Origin of the sequence: Paucilactobacillus vaccinostercus DSM 20634, assembly GCF_001436295.1 — a bacterium.
GTDB lineage: Bacteria > Bacillota > Bacilli > Lactobacillales > Lactobacillaceae > Paucilactobacillus > Paucilactobacillus vaccinostercus.
In genome coordinates this window covers 1-14,654 of the sequence record NZ_AYYY01000022.1, presented here as the reverse complement: position 1 = coordinate 14,654, position 14,654 = coordinate 1, and the positions used below count along the sequence as shown (strand labels likewise).

Sequence of the window (14,654 nt, the reverse complement as noted above, 5' to 3'; positions counted from 1 at the left end):
TCCTAATACTGGCGTGGCTGGCCTTTTTTAACGCCCTCCCAATCTGCGCTGACGTTAGCACTCATTTTAGTCAGTAATTGGGTCACCGTTTTGATCTGCGCTGAACTCAATCCCTGAAGTGCCACCGTCGTGGAATAGTCGTTTTCCCGTTTGATCTGCGGGTAAATGCGCTGCCCTTTGTCCGTTGGAAAAATATGCTTAATTTTTTTATTTACCTCATCGGCTTGACGCATAATAAAACCATTTTTTTCGAGTTTTTGGATTACCCGTGACGCACTGGTTCGATCGACTTTGATCATCTCAATTAACCGTTCCTGAATAATCCCCGGATGTTCGCAAACTCGGACAAGGTATAAATACTGTCCCCGGGTCAGATCAAACTGCTTAAATTCGATATTCGCAATTGAATCTAGCGCTCGGGCAATTACCCCAATCGAACGCAGCACATTTTCGTCGGCCATCCTACCATCCCCTTCTTTTGATTACAGTATACTTGCATAATATTGTAATTGCAACATAATTCATTAAAAAAAAGACGTTCAACCGCAATTGAACGTCTTACTTTTGTGATGCTCGCACCAACAGATCGTCAATTAAACTTTGGAGCGAAATTTCACGCATCTGTTGTTCGGCTGCATCCTGCACCCGTTGATAAGCCTCATCTAAGGTAGCCTGAATATTACCCCCGACCGGACACTGCAGATTTGTTTTTTCGTCCACATGCAGTAACCGTCGATCATCATCCAGCGCGTTGTAAATATCCAGTAGCGTAATCTCCGTTGCCGATTTCCCAAGTTTCGGGGCAATTTTTCCCGGCTGCGTCTGCAACAGTCCCGCCTGCGATAGCAACGACATCAAACGCCGAATCAAGCTAGGATTCGATTCGACACTTCTGGCAATGGCCGCACTCGACAAATCATCACCCTGACAAATATCGACATAGGCCAAAATATGGACCGCATCGCTTAACTTATGTGAATACTTCATCGTTCATCCATCCGTTTCGTTATTCTTACAAGCTATCATACCGCACTGGCGGGAAGTTGCAACGATCTTTACTTCGTCGTTATTCCAGTATCTCCCGAACTTGATCGGTTAGCGATGGAAGAGCAGTACCTAGAACCGTCGCGAGGTCGTCAGTCGTTTCAGCTAAATCACCGTCACGAATTAGTGTCTGCAGTGACGTAATCACAGCCGCAGTTTGCGCATCAATTCCAGCTTGTTGCAAGCCCTGTGTATATGCCGCATCGCTCACACTCTTAACAGGGAAGTCATGACCCGTAACCTGGTGAACGGCCGTAGCTAGATCGGCATAGGTCCGCGATTCACCCGCGAACTCATAAACCGGTCGTGGTTCGTCCAGCAGTATGACCTGAGCCGCTGCTTGTGCGTAATACCGTTCCAGCGCCCAGCCGACACGTCCCTGTCCCGCAGAGTAAACAAACGGTTGGTTTTGCTGGCCACCCTGAATAAAACTCATCTCATTTTCCAAGTACCAGTTATTTCTGAGAAATGTATGCTGAATCCCCGTCTCCTTAATGAGCGCTTCGGTTGCCTGGTGGTCACTCGATAGTGGTGATTTTGCCGTCTCGACATGGGGAAAGCTGGTATAGGCAATCAATGCGACGCCTGCTGTCTGCGCTGCCTTAACGACATTTTGGTGCTGGGTTAGCCGAGCGACTGCACCACCCGGTTGCGACGAAATAAACAATAATCGATCCACACCAGCCAGTGAATCAGTCAATTGTGCTTCATCCGTATAATCACCGGGGCGAACCTCAACGCCGGTAGGGAGTACCTGCGTTGCTTTGGCGGTATTACGTGCCAATGCAATCACATTTTGACTACCAATTTGATCTACCAATATTTGGATGGCTACCCGTCCAAATTTTCCCGTGGCACCTGTCACTGCATACTTCATGTTTAAAGACCTCTTTCTATATGTTGTTATTTTAAAAGCAACATGTATTTTATATACTAACACCATTTTTAAAATACGCAAGTCATCGCCTTCAAAAAATAACCAATCTAATCACTACCACAATAAAAAAAGTCCCTCATCAGTAGCTGGTTACTACCTCGGGACTTTAAACTTAATTATAGGTGTGCTCTATGTTGTTTTAAAAACAGTAACGATTATACGCTTGTTACAAATAGAATGCTATATGGAATATATCTGTGCGTGCCACCGCCAATGCGGCGCTGATTTGATCGAGTTCGCACTTAATGATCTATGTGTCCTGCCGTGGCAGGAATTATGATGGTACTATGTGGTGTAGGAAGTTAGCCTTCCCTAATATGTGTTCGAAATCTGTACTTCATTAAAACTATGTGTTTTTATAATATGTGTATGGTGAGAAATTGATACTATGTGTTTACGTTTTGCCCACTGATTTAAATTCCTAATCTGACTAATGTCAGAAATGTCCGATTTCATCGCCACCACCTCTTCTACTGTTCATTTGAATAAAAAAACGCCCTACCAACAACTCGATTACTCGAATCATTAATAGGACGGAAAAACACCGTGTTACCACCTAAGTTCACCTATCTATTACTAAACAGGTCTCTCACGTACAATCATACGCCGGCACGGTAATGGGTGCTTTCCAATTCACTTTACTTGGCGGACGCCGTTCAAGTAATCACTCAAGGACGATTTTCAACTACCTCGTTGCCATTCCATCTCACCATCACTGGAACTCTCTAAGTTAACGAAGATAGTCTACTTTTTCCTCTCAACGTGTTCTCATGTTTTCTCATTCAAATTTAATTATGCTATTATATTAGTGCCATTTCATTGATTTGTCAACGTTAGATTGTAAAAAAATTCTCATTTTTGATACCAGTCATTACCTTTTATTAAAATTTACTAATAGTTAATATTATTTTCTTCGTTAATTTTCAAAGGTTTCTTCACAATTACTTCAAACATTCTGGGTACTATATAAACATACCAATTAAACCTCTTTCATTTACTCCTCCCAAGTAATGAAACTGGGTGGCCGTCCTCCCAAGCGGTCACCATATAATTCTACTCCTAAAAGCAAAAGCCGATTAGCCCTCCCAAGCTAGTCGGCTTTTGTCTATTCCGTGTAAGAGTGTATAATACGTGCATAGAAATAGTCCGTACTGATACAATAGGGATGCAAAATCAATTAGTCATAATTTTTGAGGTGGTCTTTTGAATAACCAGGAACCAAATAGTCGTGTTGCCCGTTACGACGCTAAAAAAGAACAAAAAAAGGGTGGTAAACGAGGCTTCGGCTTTAAACGTCCCCATAAAAATAAAACGCCTAAAAAAGGTAAGGGACCCCGGAAAAATGGCCCCCGAAAACCACACCGGTACGTCCGTTGGTTGCTTTTTGCGCTCCTTGCCGTCCTTCTGATCATGATCGTTGTCTTCGCAATCAAGCAACGCGATCCGGTCAATACGAATGACACCGACTCCGACGTCTCCACGTACACAAGCTCGTCGCACAAAAAGAAGCATCATAAGAAGAAATCATCCAGTTCTGAATCATCTAGCTCCACCGCATACCAGGCAACGTACAGCACTAGCACATACTCATCGTCTACACACGCATCTAGTGCTACCAGCTCGTCAGTTGCCCAATCTACTACTAGCAGTTTCAGCTCTAGCACACCAGCTAGTTCTGCTTCATCGTCTTCAACACCACAAAGCTCATCTTCATCACAGCAACCAAGCAGTAGTAGTAGCACGCAGCCATCATCTGCCAGCAGCGCCGCCAGCGTTTCGCAATAATTAAGCGTTACTAAAAAGCCTTCAGGCATTCCTGAAGGCTTTTCTCATTTCACTAGTTAGTCTTTAAAAGTTTTTCAATGCTTTGGTAGTGCAAAAAAATTCCTTGTTGAGCAAGTGCTCGAATTTCATCACTGGTCGCCAGCCGATAATTCGTCACTTCCGAACCCTGTGGCACCACATCGGCCAACTCAAAAGACAATTTAAATCGGTAAACATCCACAAAATAATTATTTTGTTCCTGTGGATTATCTCGGCGATATGTGTACGCAAATCCACCGGTTGCGGCCGTGACGTCCAGTCCGGTCTCTTCTTTAATTTCCCGTATCATCGCGTGGTGCGAGTCTTCACCGGCCCGCACGCCGCCACCGGAAACTTCCCACCATCCCGCAGCCCAGTCCTTGTCCAACTGTCGCCGTGTAATCAGATACCGGCCATCCTGGTTTTGTAAAATACCAAGCACCGTTAAATGGTAGTCGCCCGGCTTCATGCGCCAATCGTTGCGGGCCATTGTGCGGCCGGTAAGGTGTTGATCCTGATCGTAGATATCCCACTGTTCCATGTTCTCTAATCTCCCCGAGATTGATTTTGTCATCACTACTGTAAGGAATCCCATGCCGGCAATACGGTTGCCGGTCCTTGGGCCAACTGCTGTTGCATTGGTGTCAGATACTTCTTATTAACCACCACTTCATAGGTGTAATCATCAAACCACTGGTCCGTCATGACAAAATAGCCTTTTTCGCCATTTTCTTCACCCCAGCTGTTTTCGACCTTCCATCGGTTGGGCTGATCGTTCACTAAATCTACACCGGTGAGCGTCATCGCGTGCGTCACTTCTGCTTGGCCACTCGCCAATCGATCCGCCTTGCTCATCGATAAATCAACGTCCAAGAGTTCATCACGTCTAAACAGCTGAGAATCTAATAATCCGCGCTTCCGATCCATTTGTTGCAACACATCGTTACCAAACCAGACCGTCTCACCATCTTGAAGCTGCGCAATCGCCGTCCGTTTCAACTCCTCAATTGGTGCGTTCAAGAATTGAATTGGCAGACCACCAGCAACATTGTCCTGACTTGGCAATGCATATAACTGATTGTATTCGTGATCAGGGGCGTTCGTCAATACCACATAATCGCGCAGTTGCATCGTAAAGTACTGCTCATAAAAGGCGTGGGGCGTTAGTTCCGGTACACGATGGTAATGATGCTGATCATCCCGGTACTCTAGCGTGAAATCGACCGGTGGCTCTCCAAAAGCATATGCGGCTAACTGATAAATTTGACTGATCATCTTTTGCTTTGTCTGCTCAATGACCTCATCGCTCGCCTGAGCTGCCACCAAGTGACGTATTTCGAGGGCATCCTTACGTAATTTTAGGTTCATCACGTCGTCAATTTCCGTCGTATTATTTGTGTTGTAGGTTTCTGGCATAACGTAGTTCGGAACCAGTCCGTACTTCTCCACAAGGCTCGCTGCCATATCCCACTGGCCACCATCACTAGCCGCCATGCTCAGATAAAAGGCAACTTCACGATCCTTTAAATCACGATCCGCGGTATTGATGATGTTTTGAAGAAAGGTATTTGCCCGTTCGACCTTGTCCCAGAAAAAGAGGTAGTTTTGAGACAGCTCAAAGTCCTTCACCTGGTATTTAATCGCAAACTGGTGGCGTAGTGTATTCAGTGTCGAAAATAACCAACACCGCCCACTGTGCTTTTGATTAGAAACCTTTCCCGTCTTCAACTCGACAGAAAATGTGCGATTGAGTCGTTGTGCGGCCGTCGAATCTTCACTACTTGCCTTGATTCCGTTTTTCATAACGGCCCGGGCAATTACCGGTGCTGTTTCACGTGAAACAAAGTCCTGATGGTATTGTTTAATTTGATCTGTAGTAATTGTTTTGCTAGTCATGGGATTGCTCCACTTCTTTCGCATCAAATTTTTGTTCGCGAGTCACAGCGCCTTGAGCAACAGCACGCATTGCCGTGACTAATCCCTCTGCGCGTTCGCCTGCATCTTGGATGGCTTGGGTCACGACGTCTTCTCGAATCTTAGTCACTTGCGGACACAGCGATTCACCATGGTCAGTTAAATATAATTTAGACATTCGTCGATCGGAGGTCACGATTTCTTTTCGGACAATTCCGATGTTAACCAGCTGATTAATCGAACGCGTCACGTTGCTCCGGTTCAAAAACATCAGGTCAATGAGCCCTTCCTGTGTAATCCCCGGCCGTTCATGTAACCGTAAAAGGTAATAATAGTTACTGGAGCTCAATTTTAACGGTTTGAGTCGCCGATCTAGTTGTATTTTAATGTATCGATCCGCAATCGAAATCCACTTGAGGAGTTCGACCTGATTTGCTTCGCCTGACACGGTGATCCCAGCTTTCTCTACGTACTTAATAGTCAATATGTGCGAAAGCATATATCTTTTCCCCTTAATAGTCAAGCAATGCGGCCATTTCAATTATTGTGGGGTATAATAGGACGTAATTTATTGCGGGAGGCAGTACAATGAAAAACTTTTTTGTCATTCTTGGCGGGATGGGATCCCTAGCTACCGAAAGCTTTGTCCGGTTAATTAACCAACGAACCCCTACGACTTCAGATCAAGATTATCTTGACTACCTAGTGGTCAACCACGCGACGATTCCAGATCGTTCTACCTATATTTTGGACCACTCACAACCAAATCCGGGGCCCCAATTAGTCGCCGATGTACAACAATTTAGCACGCTTCATCCCCAATTTTTCGTGCTCACTTGCAACTCGGCCCACTATTTTTACCCCGAAATGGCTGCGGCAACCGATAGGCCCATTCTTCATATGCCCCAGTTGGCCGTTGAAGAAATCAAGACCATCAATCCCAGCGCTAAACGCATTGGGATTTTAGGAACTCCTGGCACCGTTAAAACGGGCATCTACGACCACTTCATTACTGAAGCGGGTTACGAAATTGTAAAACCCACTCCTGAAATTCTGGCCGAAACAGAAGCGCTTATTTTTGAAGATATCAAACAAAAAGGGCAGGTTAATCCGCACCGTTACCACGAAGTGCTACGACGAATGCAAGAAGATCTGCACTGCGATACCACTATTTTAGGTTGTACAGAATTATCATTAGCTCAGGAACAGGCGCCTGATCACCCCTACTCCATCTCCGACGCCCAGTCCATTTTGGCCGATAAAGCCATCCAGTTAGCGTTGCAAGGTCGCCAAAAAGAGGCGTCCCAAAGCTAACTGCTAGCCCTTAACATAACAGGCGCCACCGCCCCAGACTTGGGACGATGGCGCCTGTTATATTACGATCTCAATTACAGCTTAATTATCAAAATAACTCTTCCAGAACGTGTTGATGTTAGCTTTCTTCGTTGCATCCCGATTCCAGAATGGCACCTTTACAACCCCGAGAATCTTGTTCTTTGGCACGAAGCCCCAGTACCGACCGTCGTTTGAGACGCTCCGGTGATCTCCTAATACAAAGTATTCACCCTTTGGTACCTTGGTTGCGCCCTGATTCTTTTGCCACTGGTTTTCTACCGAAATGCTTTGGAGATTCCAGTTACCAGTGCCCGTTGTCCGTTCTGACGTCCCAATGTAGCTTTGATCCGTCTTCTTACCATTAACGTAGATCACGCCGTTCTTCGAGCTCACGGTATCACCCGGCAATGCGATCACCCGCTTGACGTAGTCCGTCGACGTTGTGACCTGTGGATCGACCCCCTGGGCCTCAAACACGATTACACTACCCCGATGAATGGTTGACCGTTTCGATACAAGGACCCGTTCGTTATTTTCCAAGTTCGGTTGCATTGATGGTCCATCAACCCGAACCAGCTGGAAAACATAGTTTTTAATTAATAGTGCTGCTAAAAGTCCGATCGCAATTGGTACGATCCAACTCAGTATTTCCTTGAGTGCTTTCATAGTAGAATTCCCCACTTAATACGTTCTAATAATTGCTGGCTCCTAATTAATAACAATTGTAATACAACTCGCTTGATAAGCAAACAAACAAAACCAAGTTGCTTACTATTTTTCTGTTTTCATCCCGATTCCATTTCAAATTCACGAATCTGGCCTGTCGTTAGTTATTGTCTTCACTCCCCCCGCTAACAATGCTAAAATGTAGGTTAATCAAACTTTTACTGGAGATGAGACTATGAAGGCCGCAGAATTTGCAGAACTCCTTCAATTAAACCACGAAGATCAACAAAAATTAACCAATATTGAAATTACCGATGTCACACAAGATACCCGTCAACTATCCGATGGGTGCTGTTTCGTTGCCATCAAGGGTCTCCGTTTTAACGGTCATGAACACGTTCAAGAAGCCGTTGATGCTGGCGCCCGGCTCATCGTTGTCGATGAACCCGTCACTGTGACTGGTGACGTAACGGTGATCACCGTCCCTGATACCCATAAAGCACTGGCTCAAATCAGCGCCCGCTTCTTTGGTGATCCCAGCGCTCAAATGACCATGTTTGGGGTAACGGGTACCAACGGTAAAACGACGATTACCCACTTGATTAGCAAGATTCTAGATGATCACGACAGTAAAACTGGCATTATCGGAACAATGTATAACAAGATTGGTGATGAAAAAATCCCAACCGTAAATACAACTCCCGATCCCCACACCGTTCAAAAACTACTGCGTGAAATGGTCGACCAAGACGTCATGGAATGCGCCATGGAAGTTTCTTCAATCGCACTGGTTGAAGGCCGCGCATGGGGCATCGATTTTGATACCGCCGTCTTCACTAACTTGACGGAAGATCACCTCGATTTCCATAAAACGGTAGAAAACTACTTTGATGCCAAGACCCTCCTATTCTCACAATTAGGCAATAGCTACCACAAAACTGGTAAGCCAAAGACCGCTGTGATTAACATCGATGATCCTTATGGCCGTCGTCTCATTGACAAGACCGCCGCAAACGTTTTGACGTACGGAACGCACGGTCAAGGTCTGCTACAAGCCAACAATATTCGCGTAACAAGTCACGGAACTGAATTTGACCTCAGCATTTATGGTCACAGCTATCCCGTCAAGCTCCAACTAATGGGCGACTTCAACGTTTATAACGCGCTCGCGGCCTTTGGTGCCACCTACGAACACGGTTTAGCACCGGAAGACATTATCGCATCATTAGAGTCCGTTCAAGGTGTCCGGGGCCGGTTCCAAGTGGTACCTAACGACCAAGATGTCACCGTCATCGTGGACTATGCTCACACGCCGGATGGCCTAAAAAACGTCCTGAACACGATTAACGCGTTTGCCGAAAAACGGGTCTACTGTGTGGTTGGCTGTGGTGGCGATCGCGAAACAACGAAACGCCCGATTATGGCTGAAATTGCCCTGAATAACTCGACCGATGCGATCTTCACCGCCGACAATCCGCGGACCGAAGACCCAGAAGCCATTTTAGATGAAATGGTTGCCGGTATCCCCGCTGATTCCTACTCACGCAATTCGGACCGTCGTGAAGCTATTTACATGGCCCTTTCCAAGGCCCAACCAGGCGACGTCGTCTTAATTGCCGGTAAAGGCCACGAAGACTATCAAATCATCGGTACCACCAAACACCATTTTGACGATGTAGAGGTCGTTAATAGTTTCTTTGACCAACAAGACTAATATGAATTCACGATAATGTTTGGCATTATCCTGCATATTACGATCATATCCGTAGTTTCTCAGTTTCAACCAAATAAAATGAATTAATCTCCGACCTTGATCAGAGACTAATTCATTTTATTACTTTTAACACCATTTAACTTATTTAGTGAGGAGTCGTAAAAACTATGCGTTCTTTTTGGTATCACTATCGTGGCACGATTTTACTACTCATGGGCCTCATCATCGGTGGTATTGCTGGTGTCATTTACGGTCCCCAAGTAGCCATCGTTAAGCCCCTAGGAGACTTATTTCTTAATCTCATGTACATGATTTTAATTCCATTGGTCTTTTTCAGTATTTCGTCAGCGATCGCTAACATGACTGAAATTCGCCGGCTGGGTAAAATTCTAGTCACCACCCTCATCGTTTTTCTTGCCACGTCACTAGTATCCGCGATCCTCGGGTACTTAGCGGTCCTCATCTTCCGACCAATTAATAATGTGGACATGGCCAGCGTCAAGCACCTCATGGGGAGTGTCAAAGGTGCAGGCGGGCACAGTTACTGGCTAAATCAACTAGTCAAAACCTTCACCGTCGACGACTTTAACAAGATTTTGACCAAGGATAACATGCTATCCCTCATCGTGGTCGCCGTCTTCACCGGAATTGCGACATCAACCTCTGGTAAAGCGGCTCAGCCATTCGCCCAGGTCCTCGCCGCCGGTAACGTCGTGGTCATGAAGATCGTCAAGTACATCATGTACTATGCCCCAATCGGACTAGGCTGTTTCTTTGCTAATATTATCGGTAATCTGGGCGCCGAAATGGTCACTACCTACCTACGCACCTGGCTCGTTTATCTTGGCTACAGCGTCTTCTACTTCTTTGTGGTGATGAGTGGCTACGCTCTAATTGCCGGTGGTCAACGCGGGGTCCGGGCCTTCTGGCGTAACATTGCCACGCCCGCGATTACAGCGATTGCAACTAGTTCATCAGCTGCTTCAATTCCCGTTAATATTGAATACACTAAAAAAATGGGCGTTAAGGACGATATCGCCGAAACCGTCATTCCGTTAGGGGCCAATACCCACAAGGATGGTTCCGTCGTCGGTGGCGTTCTCAAAGCAACGTTCCTCTTCGTCCTGTTTGGCCGTAATATTGCGACCCTAGAAAACGCCGCCCTGATTATTTGTGTCGGTTTTTTGGTAGGGGTCGTCATGAGTGCGATTCCTGGTGGCGGATTTGTCGCTGAAACCGTCATTATTACCGTCTTTGGCTTCCCAATGGCCGCCCTACCACTAATTTTGATTATCAGTGAAATTATCGATATTCCCGCCACTTTACTGAATTCCTCGAGTAATACTACTTCCGCAATGCTGATCTCCCGCTTCGTGGAAGGTAAAAATTGGCTGGATAAAACGGCCTAAAAATGAAAATAGGGGTCATTAAATCCCGACCTAATTAAAACAAGCTGAGTAAAAATAGTTATTTTTACTCAGCTTGTTTTAATGTAGTCGAACATATTTATAGTTAACAATCGCTCCAAACGAGGAGAGGTTTAACCCCGTCACATTAGGCTTTTGCAGGTAGGTGACCCCCTGCTGATAGATCGGTGCCACGACGGTTGCTCCCTGAATCGCCTGTTTCTCTAGCTGCTGAATTTTTCGCCACCGAGCAACGGAACGGTTTGCTAGGCACCCCGATAGGTCTCGTAATCCCTGATCATAGCGTCGATTACTATATTGTGGTACGTTGGCTAAACTCTTGGAGGCGAAGAACGACACGTAGTTAGCCGGATCTGGACTATTCGGCGTCCAAGTACCAATGACCATCTGGAAGTGTCCCGCTTCCTCTAACTTGATCCGTTGAGCCAGTGTCACCGTCTTAATGCTAACTTTTAATCCGGGTAAATTATGCTGCAATTGCGCCTGCATAAATTCGGCCATATTCTGATTGCCAGCCGCGTTGGAAACTAAGAGTTGTAACTTGATGTTAGACGTATGCAGCTGCTTCTTAGCTAGGAGCCATTCCTTATGCGACTGCCGCAAGCTGTACTTAGAGATCGCCACCCCTTTTTCTGCGGCCCGGTAGTCTCTGTGATGTACCGGATCCTTGACAAGGCCCGTTGGAATCAGACCATTAAGGGGGGATGAGCCGTCACGTAACACGCCTCTAGCAAGCAAAACTTTATTATACGAGTGGGCAATTGCCCGTCGTAGGTGAACGTTTTGCAGTTGTTTTTGCTGCGTGTTAAAGAATAGGTACGCCGTTGTTTTAGTTAACTCCTGATGAATCACCTTTTGCCCAATATAGCGTTGTAGCGTTCGGTCCGTCAGTTGCGCGTAAGCCACTTTACCTTGATCAAACAGGGCCGCCGCCTTCGCCGACGTCGCGATCATTGCAATCTTGACTTGCTGAATTTTAACCACTTTTCGATCCCAGTACTGCGGATTTTTAACGTAACTCCAGTGGCGATCCCGACTTCCCGTCCAGTTCTGAACGGTGAACGGGCCGTTTGAGACCGTATACTTTGAGCTTGTTCCGTATTTCGAACCAACCCGTTCTACATAGCTTTGATCAAGCGGGCCAAACGCGCGCCCCGCCAACAGCTGCGGTAAATACTGACTTGGCGCTGCCAACGTGATCTGCAAGGTGTACTTTCCGATCGCCTTTACCCCCAGCTGCGTCACATTCTTTTTACCAGCCGTGATGGCGACCGCATTTTTAATCACTGATAACTTGCTCGCGTTTCGTGAGCCCGTGGCTGGATCAACGACCCGCCGCCAAGCGTACACAAAATCACTCGCCGTTACCTCATCCCCGTTTGACCAGTGAGTATGCCGGAGTTGAAATGTATACCGCGTCCGTGCTTGGTTAACCGTCGGCTTTTGCTTAGCGACCCCCAACATAATCCGGTTATGGGCGTTATACGTATAGAGTCCCTCCGACTGGGCCTGAATGGCTTCCGCATCGGCTGTTGATGCGTACGTACTGACATCCAGCGTCGTCACGGGGACGTTCGTTGTGCTTCGCATGACCTGATCGGCATGCACGCTAGTTCCCTGCCACAGGGCGCCACCTACCAGCGCGGTTAATCCGACTATCCACCACTTCATCGTTTAATCCCTACTCCCATTAATCCAATTTCGGTAACGCAGGTTTACTGTAGTAGTACCCCTGCGCCCATTCAATCGATAATTGTTTCATCATCGCTACGTCTTGATCAGTTTCAATGCCTTCGACTGCAAACTTCAACTGATTTTGTGCGGCTAATTCCTGCCAAAAGGCAACCTGCTCCCAAATCTCGGCGGTTTCTCGCTCCTGCCGTAAATTCTGAACTGCAAATTTTAAGCAGTCCACGTCGGTCAGTAGCGGTGCCACCTTGTCGTACAGGTTGTCCGATTCCACATCATCGATCGCCAATTCTACCCCGCCAGCATGATAAATCTGACTCATCTGGTGCATGACTGCGGCCGTCGGAACGTGGGTAATTTCGACGATCATTGCTACCAGTTCCGGCTCACTTTGAAAGTACGCCACCAGTTGATGTGCGGTATCAGGGTCCGCAAACTGATCCTTTGTCAGGTTTATACTAATCTTCTTAACATCTAGTTGCGGCAAAATATTCTTGATGAGTTCAATTTGAGTTGCTGCCGAAATTTCAAAAACGCGTGGCAGCTGCCACTGCTTGAACCGAGGATGATACATCCGTAACAACAACTCATGCCGTAACGTCTTGCCCGTTGCCACATCAACGATCGGCTGGGTAAAAAAACGATACGTTAACGAGGCGACATTATGGTGGTGGGAGCGAAAGGTTTGGTTTTCGACCGTAATCGTGTCACGACCACTTTGCTTAGAATGGTATAAACTAGCATCGGCCCGCTGATACAGCGCGGTAAAGTCTGGATCCGCCACTTGGCGCTGACTCACCCCGACCGACAATGTAATCTGCATTGTGTCATCTTCGTAATAAAACTTTGCTTCCCGAATCTGGGTCCAGAACTCTTCAACGAGTTCCATCACCTGCTCCGGTGTGTGATGCCCAAAAATAATGTTAAACTCTTCACCGCCAGTCCGGTAGAAACTATAATCATCCATCGTACTATCCGCTAAAATCTGGGTCACCCGCTCGGCCACGCCGACTAATACCGCATTCCCGGCCATATGCCCGTAGCTGTCATTAACCTGCTTAAAATGGTCAATATCAAACATCACTAGCGTTAACGGCTCCGTCCGTGGACGGGTTTGCATCAGTAACTTGCCGTCAGCGTCAAATGACGAAAAGTTCCTAATACGCGTCAAGCCATCGTAGTTGACCTGGTGCATCAGCTGACTTTGTTCCACCTCGTTGCGCCGCGCCGACGTCCAGTAGAAAAAGTTAAAGATACTCATCATGCCAAACATGGCAATCCCCATGACGAGGTATTCCCTCGTTAGTTGTGTTTGCGTCAACCAGAAATTGATGCCCAGCCAAAACGACATCCCCAAATCAGCCCACCAGTGGTCGGTGATCTGCCGGTTCCACTTATAGATGATGGCCAAAATAACGACTAGATTGACCAGCGATGCGCTAAAGGTCCAGCTGAAAACCGGATCGTTGTACATCCAAAACACCATCAGTCCGAGTGCCCGAACCAGATATTCCTTTCCCCCCATTTGATCATCCATCAGTGGGATCGCTAGGGCGTACAAAATTAAATTCAAGTATGTAGTACTGTTAATCGGGTCAATAATGGCCGCGAACTGGAAAAAGATCGCCATAATAAAAATAAAGGCGGTCATTCCGCCACGCGTTAGGCGTTGTCGTTGCTTTTGTGCGTAATGATGATTACGATTCAAAAATGGCATCCACTCTTGGTTGTAAAAGACCACGAATCCTGAAATAAAAAAGATCGCGATGACCACTTCTACCAACCAGGTGCCCCAATTATATGTCCCCATTGTTATACCTCATACTTATCAAGTGATTATTAATCATATTTTGTCAATTCACGTTAACTATACAACATCCATTTCTATTTCCAAAGATAAAGTTTAAGATTTAGTCAACCACTTCCGACTAAAGTCGGAAGCTTGTGAGAACCGCACCTAACGGTGCAACGACCACAAATTGCTTAGATACAGCGATTGCCTGCAAACAGGTCTTACACGCTAATTACCAAAGCCTTTATAGTCCGCAGGTTGCCAGGCGGACTGTATGATTTTACATTGATGCGAGACCTTTAGCCAAAATATTTTTTGCGGCATTATGGTCGC

Annotated in this window: 13 protein-coding genes and 1 other annotated feature; of the genes, 4 read left to right on the top strand and 9 right to left on the bottom strand. The window is 46.4% G+C overall.

What is annotated here, in order from left to right; translation table 11 throughout:
• Positions 1–2: 2 nt before the first annotated feature.
• From FC26_RS05140 to FC26_RS05130, 3 genes are all read right to left on the bottom strand, one after another.
• Positions 3–461 (bottom strand): MarR family winged helix-turn-helix transcriptional regulator, encoded by a 459-nt coding sequence (locus tag FC26_RS05140; RefSeq protein WP_057778429.1) that lies wholly within the window; start codon positions 459–461, stop codon positions 3–5.
• A gap of 97 nt (positions 462–558) precedes the next feature.
• Complete coding sequence (locus FC26_RS05135; protein WP_057778428.1) at positions 559–987, bottom strand: Rrf2 family transcriptional regulator; 429 nt, start codon at positions 985–987, stop codon at positions 559–561.
• A 79-nt stretch (positions 988–1,066) separates the two neighbouring features.
• On the bottom strand, positions 1,067–1,921 hold the full coding sequence (locus FC26_RS05130; protein WP_057778426.1) for an NAD(P)H-binding protein: 855 nt from the start codon (positions 1,919–1,921) through the stop codon (positions 1,067–1,069).
• A 586-nt stretch (positions 1,922–2,507) separates the two neighbouring features.
• Positions 2,508–2,751: a binding site (T-box leader), on the bottom strand.
• Positions 2,752–3,184: 433 nt separating this feature from the next.
• Between FC26_RS05130 and FC26_RS12710 the strand changes: the two genes are divergently transcribed.
• Entirely contained in the window at positions 3,185–3,766 is a 582-nt protein-coding gene (locus FC26_RS12710; protein WP_157061070.1) for a hypothetical protein, read from the top strand.
• Between the two features lie 52 nt (positions 3,767–3,818).
• Here the strand turns inward: FC26_RS12710 and FC26_RS05115 are convergent, their stop codons facing one another.
• Genes FC26_RS05115 through FC26_RS05105 form a run of 3 tightly spaced genes read right to left on the bottom strand, consistent with a single transcriptional unit; the run spans position 3,819 to position 6,197 of the window.
• Positions 3,819–4,325, bottom strand: coding sequence for an NUDIX hydrolase (locus FC26_RS05115; RefSeq protein ID WP_057778420.1), 507 nt, complete (start codon positions 4,323–4,325; stop codon positions 3,819–3,821).
• A 35-nt stretch (positions 4,326–4,360) separates the two neighbouring features.
• The gene (locus FC26_RS05110) at positions 4,361–5,680 is read right to left on the bottom strand and encodes a C1 family peptidase (RefSeq protein ID WP_057778418.1); all 1,320 of its coding nucleotides are present in this window, start codon (positions 5,678–5,680) and stop codon (positions 4,361–4,363) included.
• Positions 5,673–6,197 (bottom strand): MarR family winged helix-turn-helix transcriptional regulator, encoded by a 525-nt coding sequence (locus FC26_RS05105; RefSeq protein ID WP_057778416.1) that lies wholly within the window; start codon positions 6,195–6,197, stop codon positions 5,673–5,675. The genes FC26_RS05110 and FC26_RS05105 overlap by 8 nt, the downstream gene beginning before the upstream one ends.
• An 89-nt stretch (positions 6,198–6,286) precedes the next feature.
• Here FC26_RS05105 and FC26_RS05100 point away from each other — a divergent pair, with 89 nt between their 5' ends.
• Complete coding sequence (locus FC26_RS05100; protein ID WP_057778413.1) at positions 6,287–7,012, top strand: aspartate/glutamate racemase family protein; 726 nt, start codon at positions 6,287–6,289, stop codon at positions 7,010–7,012.
• 81 nt (positions 7,013–7,093) lie between these two features.
• Here FC26_RS05100 and lepB read toward each other — a convergent pair whose 3' ends face one another.
• On the bottom strand, positions 7,094–7,699 hold the full coding sequence (gene lepB, locus FC26_RS05095) for a signal peptidase I (protein WP_057778411.1): 606 nt from the start codon (positions 7,697–7,699) through the stop codon (positions 7,094–7,096).
• A gap of 235 nt (positions 7,700–7,934) precedes the next feature.
• Here lepB and FC26_RS05090 point away from each other — a divergent pair, with 235 nt between their 5' ends.
• Positions 7,935–9,413 (top strand): UDP-N-acetylmuramoyl-L-alanyl-D-glutamate--2,6-diaminopimelate ligase, encoded by a 1,479-nt coding sequence (locus FC26_RS05090; RefSeq protein ID WP_057778409.1) that lies wholly within the window; start codon positions 7,935–7,937, stop codon positions 9,411–9,413.
• A gap of 167 nt (positions 9,414–9,580) precedes the next feature.
• Positions 9,581–10,822 carry a dicarboxylate/amino acid:cation symporter gene (locus FC26_RS05085; RefSeq protein WP_057778407.1) on the top strand — a complete coding sequence of 414 codons (1,242 nt, stop codon included), beginning with the start codon at positions 9,581–9,583 and terminating at the stop codon, positions 10,820–10,822.
• Positions 10,823–10,900: 78 nt separating this feature from the next.
• Here FC26_RS05085 and FC26_RS05080 read toward each other — a convergent pair whose 3' ends face one another.
• Complete coding sequence (locus FC26_RS05080; RefSeq protein ID WP_057778405.1) at positions 10,901–12,511, bottom strand: peptide ABC transporter substrate-binding protein; 1,611 nt, start codon at positions 12,509–12,511, stop codon at positions 10,901–10,903.
• 19 nt (positions 12,512–12,530) lie between these two features.
• Entirely contained in the window at positions 12,531–14,339 is a 1,809-nt protein-coding gene (locus FC26_RS05075) for a GGDEF domain-containing protein (RefSeq protein ID WP_057778403.1), read from the bottom strand.
• Positions 14,340–14,654: the final 315 nt, after the last annotated feature.

Bases quoted from the DNA above. Each gene is read 5' to 3' on its own strand.
- FC26_RS05085 (WP_057778407.1), top strand. From the start codon at position 9,581: ATGCGTTCTTTTTGGTATCACTATCGTGGCACGATTTTACTACTCATG.
- FC26_RS05130 (WP_057778426.1), bottom strand. From the start codon at position 1,921: ATGAAGTATGCAGTGACAGGTGCCACGGGAAAATTTGGACGGGTAGCC.
- FC26_RS05080 (WP_057778405.1), bottom strand. From the start codon at position 12,511: ATGAAGTGGTGGATAGTCGGATTAACCGCGCTGGTAGGTGGCGCCCTG.
- FC26_RS05100 (WP_057778413.1), top strand. From the start codon at position 6,287: ATGAAAAACTTTTTTGTCATTCTTGGCGGGATGGGATCCCTAGCTACC.
- FC26_RS05110 (WP_057778418.1), bottom strand. From the start codon at position 5,680: ATGACTAGCAAAACAATTACTACAGATCAAATTAAACAATACCATCAG.
- FC26_RS05140 (WP_057778429.1), bottom strand. From the start codon at position 461: ATGGCCGACGAAAATGTGCTGCGTTCGATTGGGGTAATTGCCCGAGCG.
- FC26_RS05115 (WP_057778420.1), bottom strand. From the start codon at position 4,325: ATGGAACAGTGGGATATCTACGATCAGGATCAACACCTTACCGGCCGC.
- FC26_RS05075 (WP_057778403.1), bottom strand. From the start codon at position 14,339: ATGGGGACATATAATTGGGGCACCTGGTTGGTAGAAGTGGTCATCGCG.
- lepB (WP_057778411.1), bottom strand. From the start codon at position 7,699: ATGAAAGCACTCAAGGAAATACTGAGTTGGATCGTACCAATTGCGATC.
- FC26_RS05105 (WP_057778416.1), bottom strand. From the start codon at position 6,197: ATGCTTTCGCACATATTGACTATTAAGTACGTAGAGAAAGCTGGGATC.
- FC26_RS05135 (WP_057778428.1), bottom strand. From the start codon at position 987: ATGAAGTATTCACATAAGTTAAGCGATGCGGTCCATATTTTGGCCTAT.
- FC26_RS05090 (WP_057778409.1), top strand. From the start codon at position 7,935: ATGAAGGCCGCAGAATTTGCAGAACTCCTTCAATTAAACCACGAAGAT.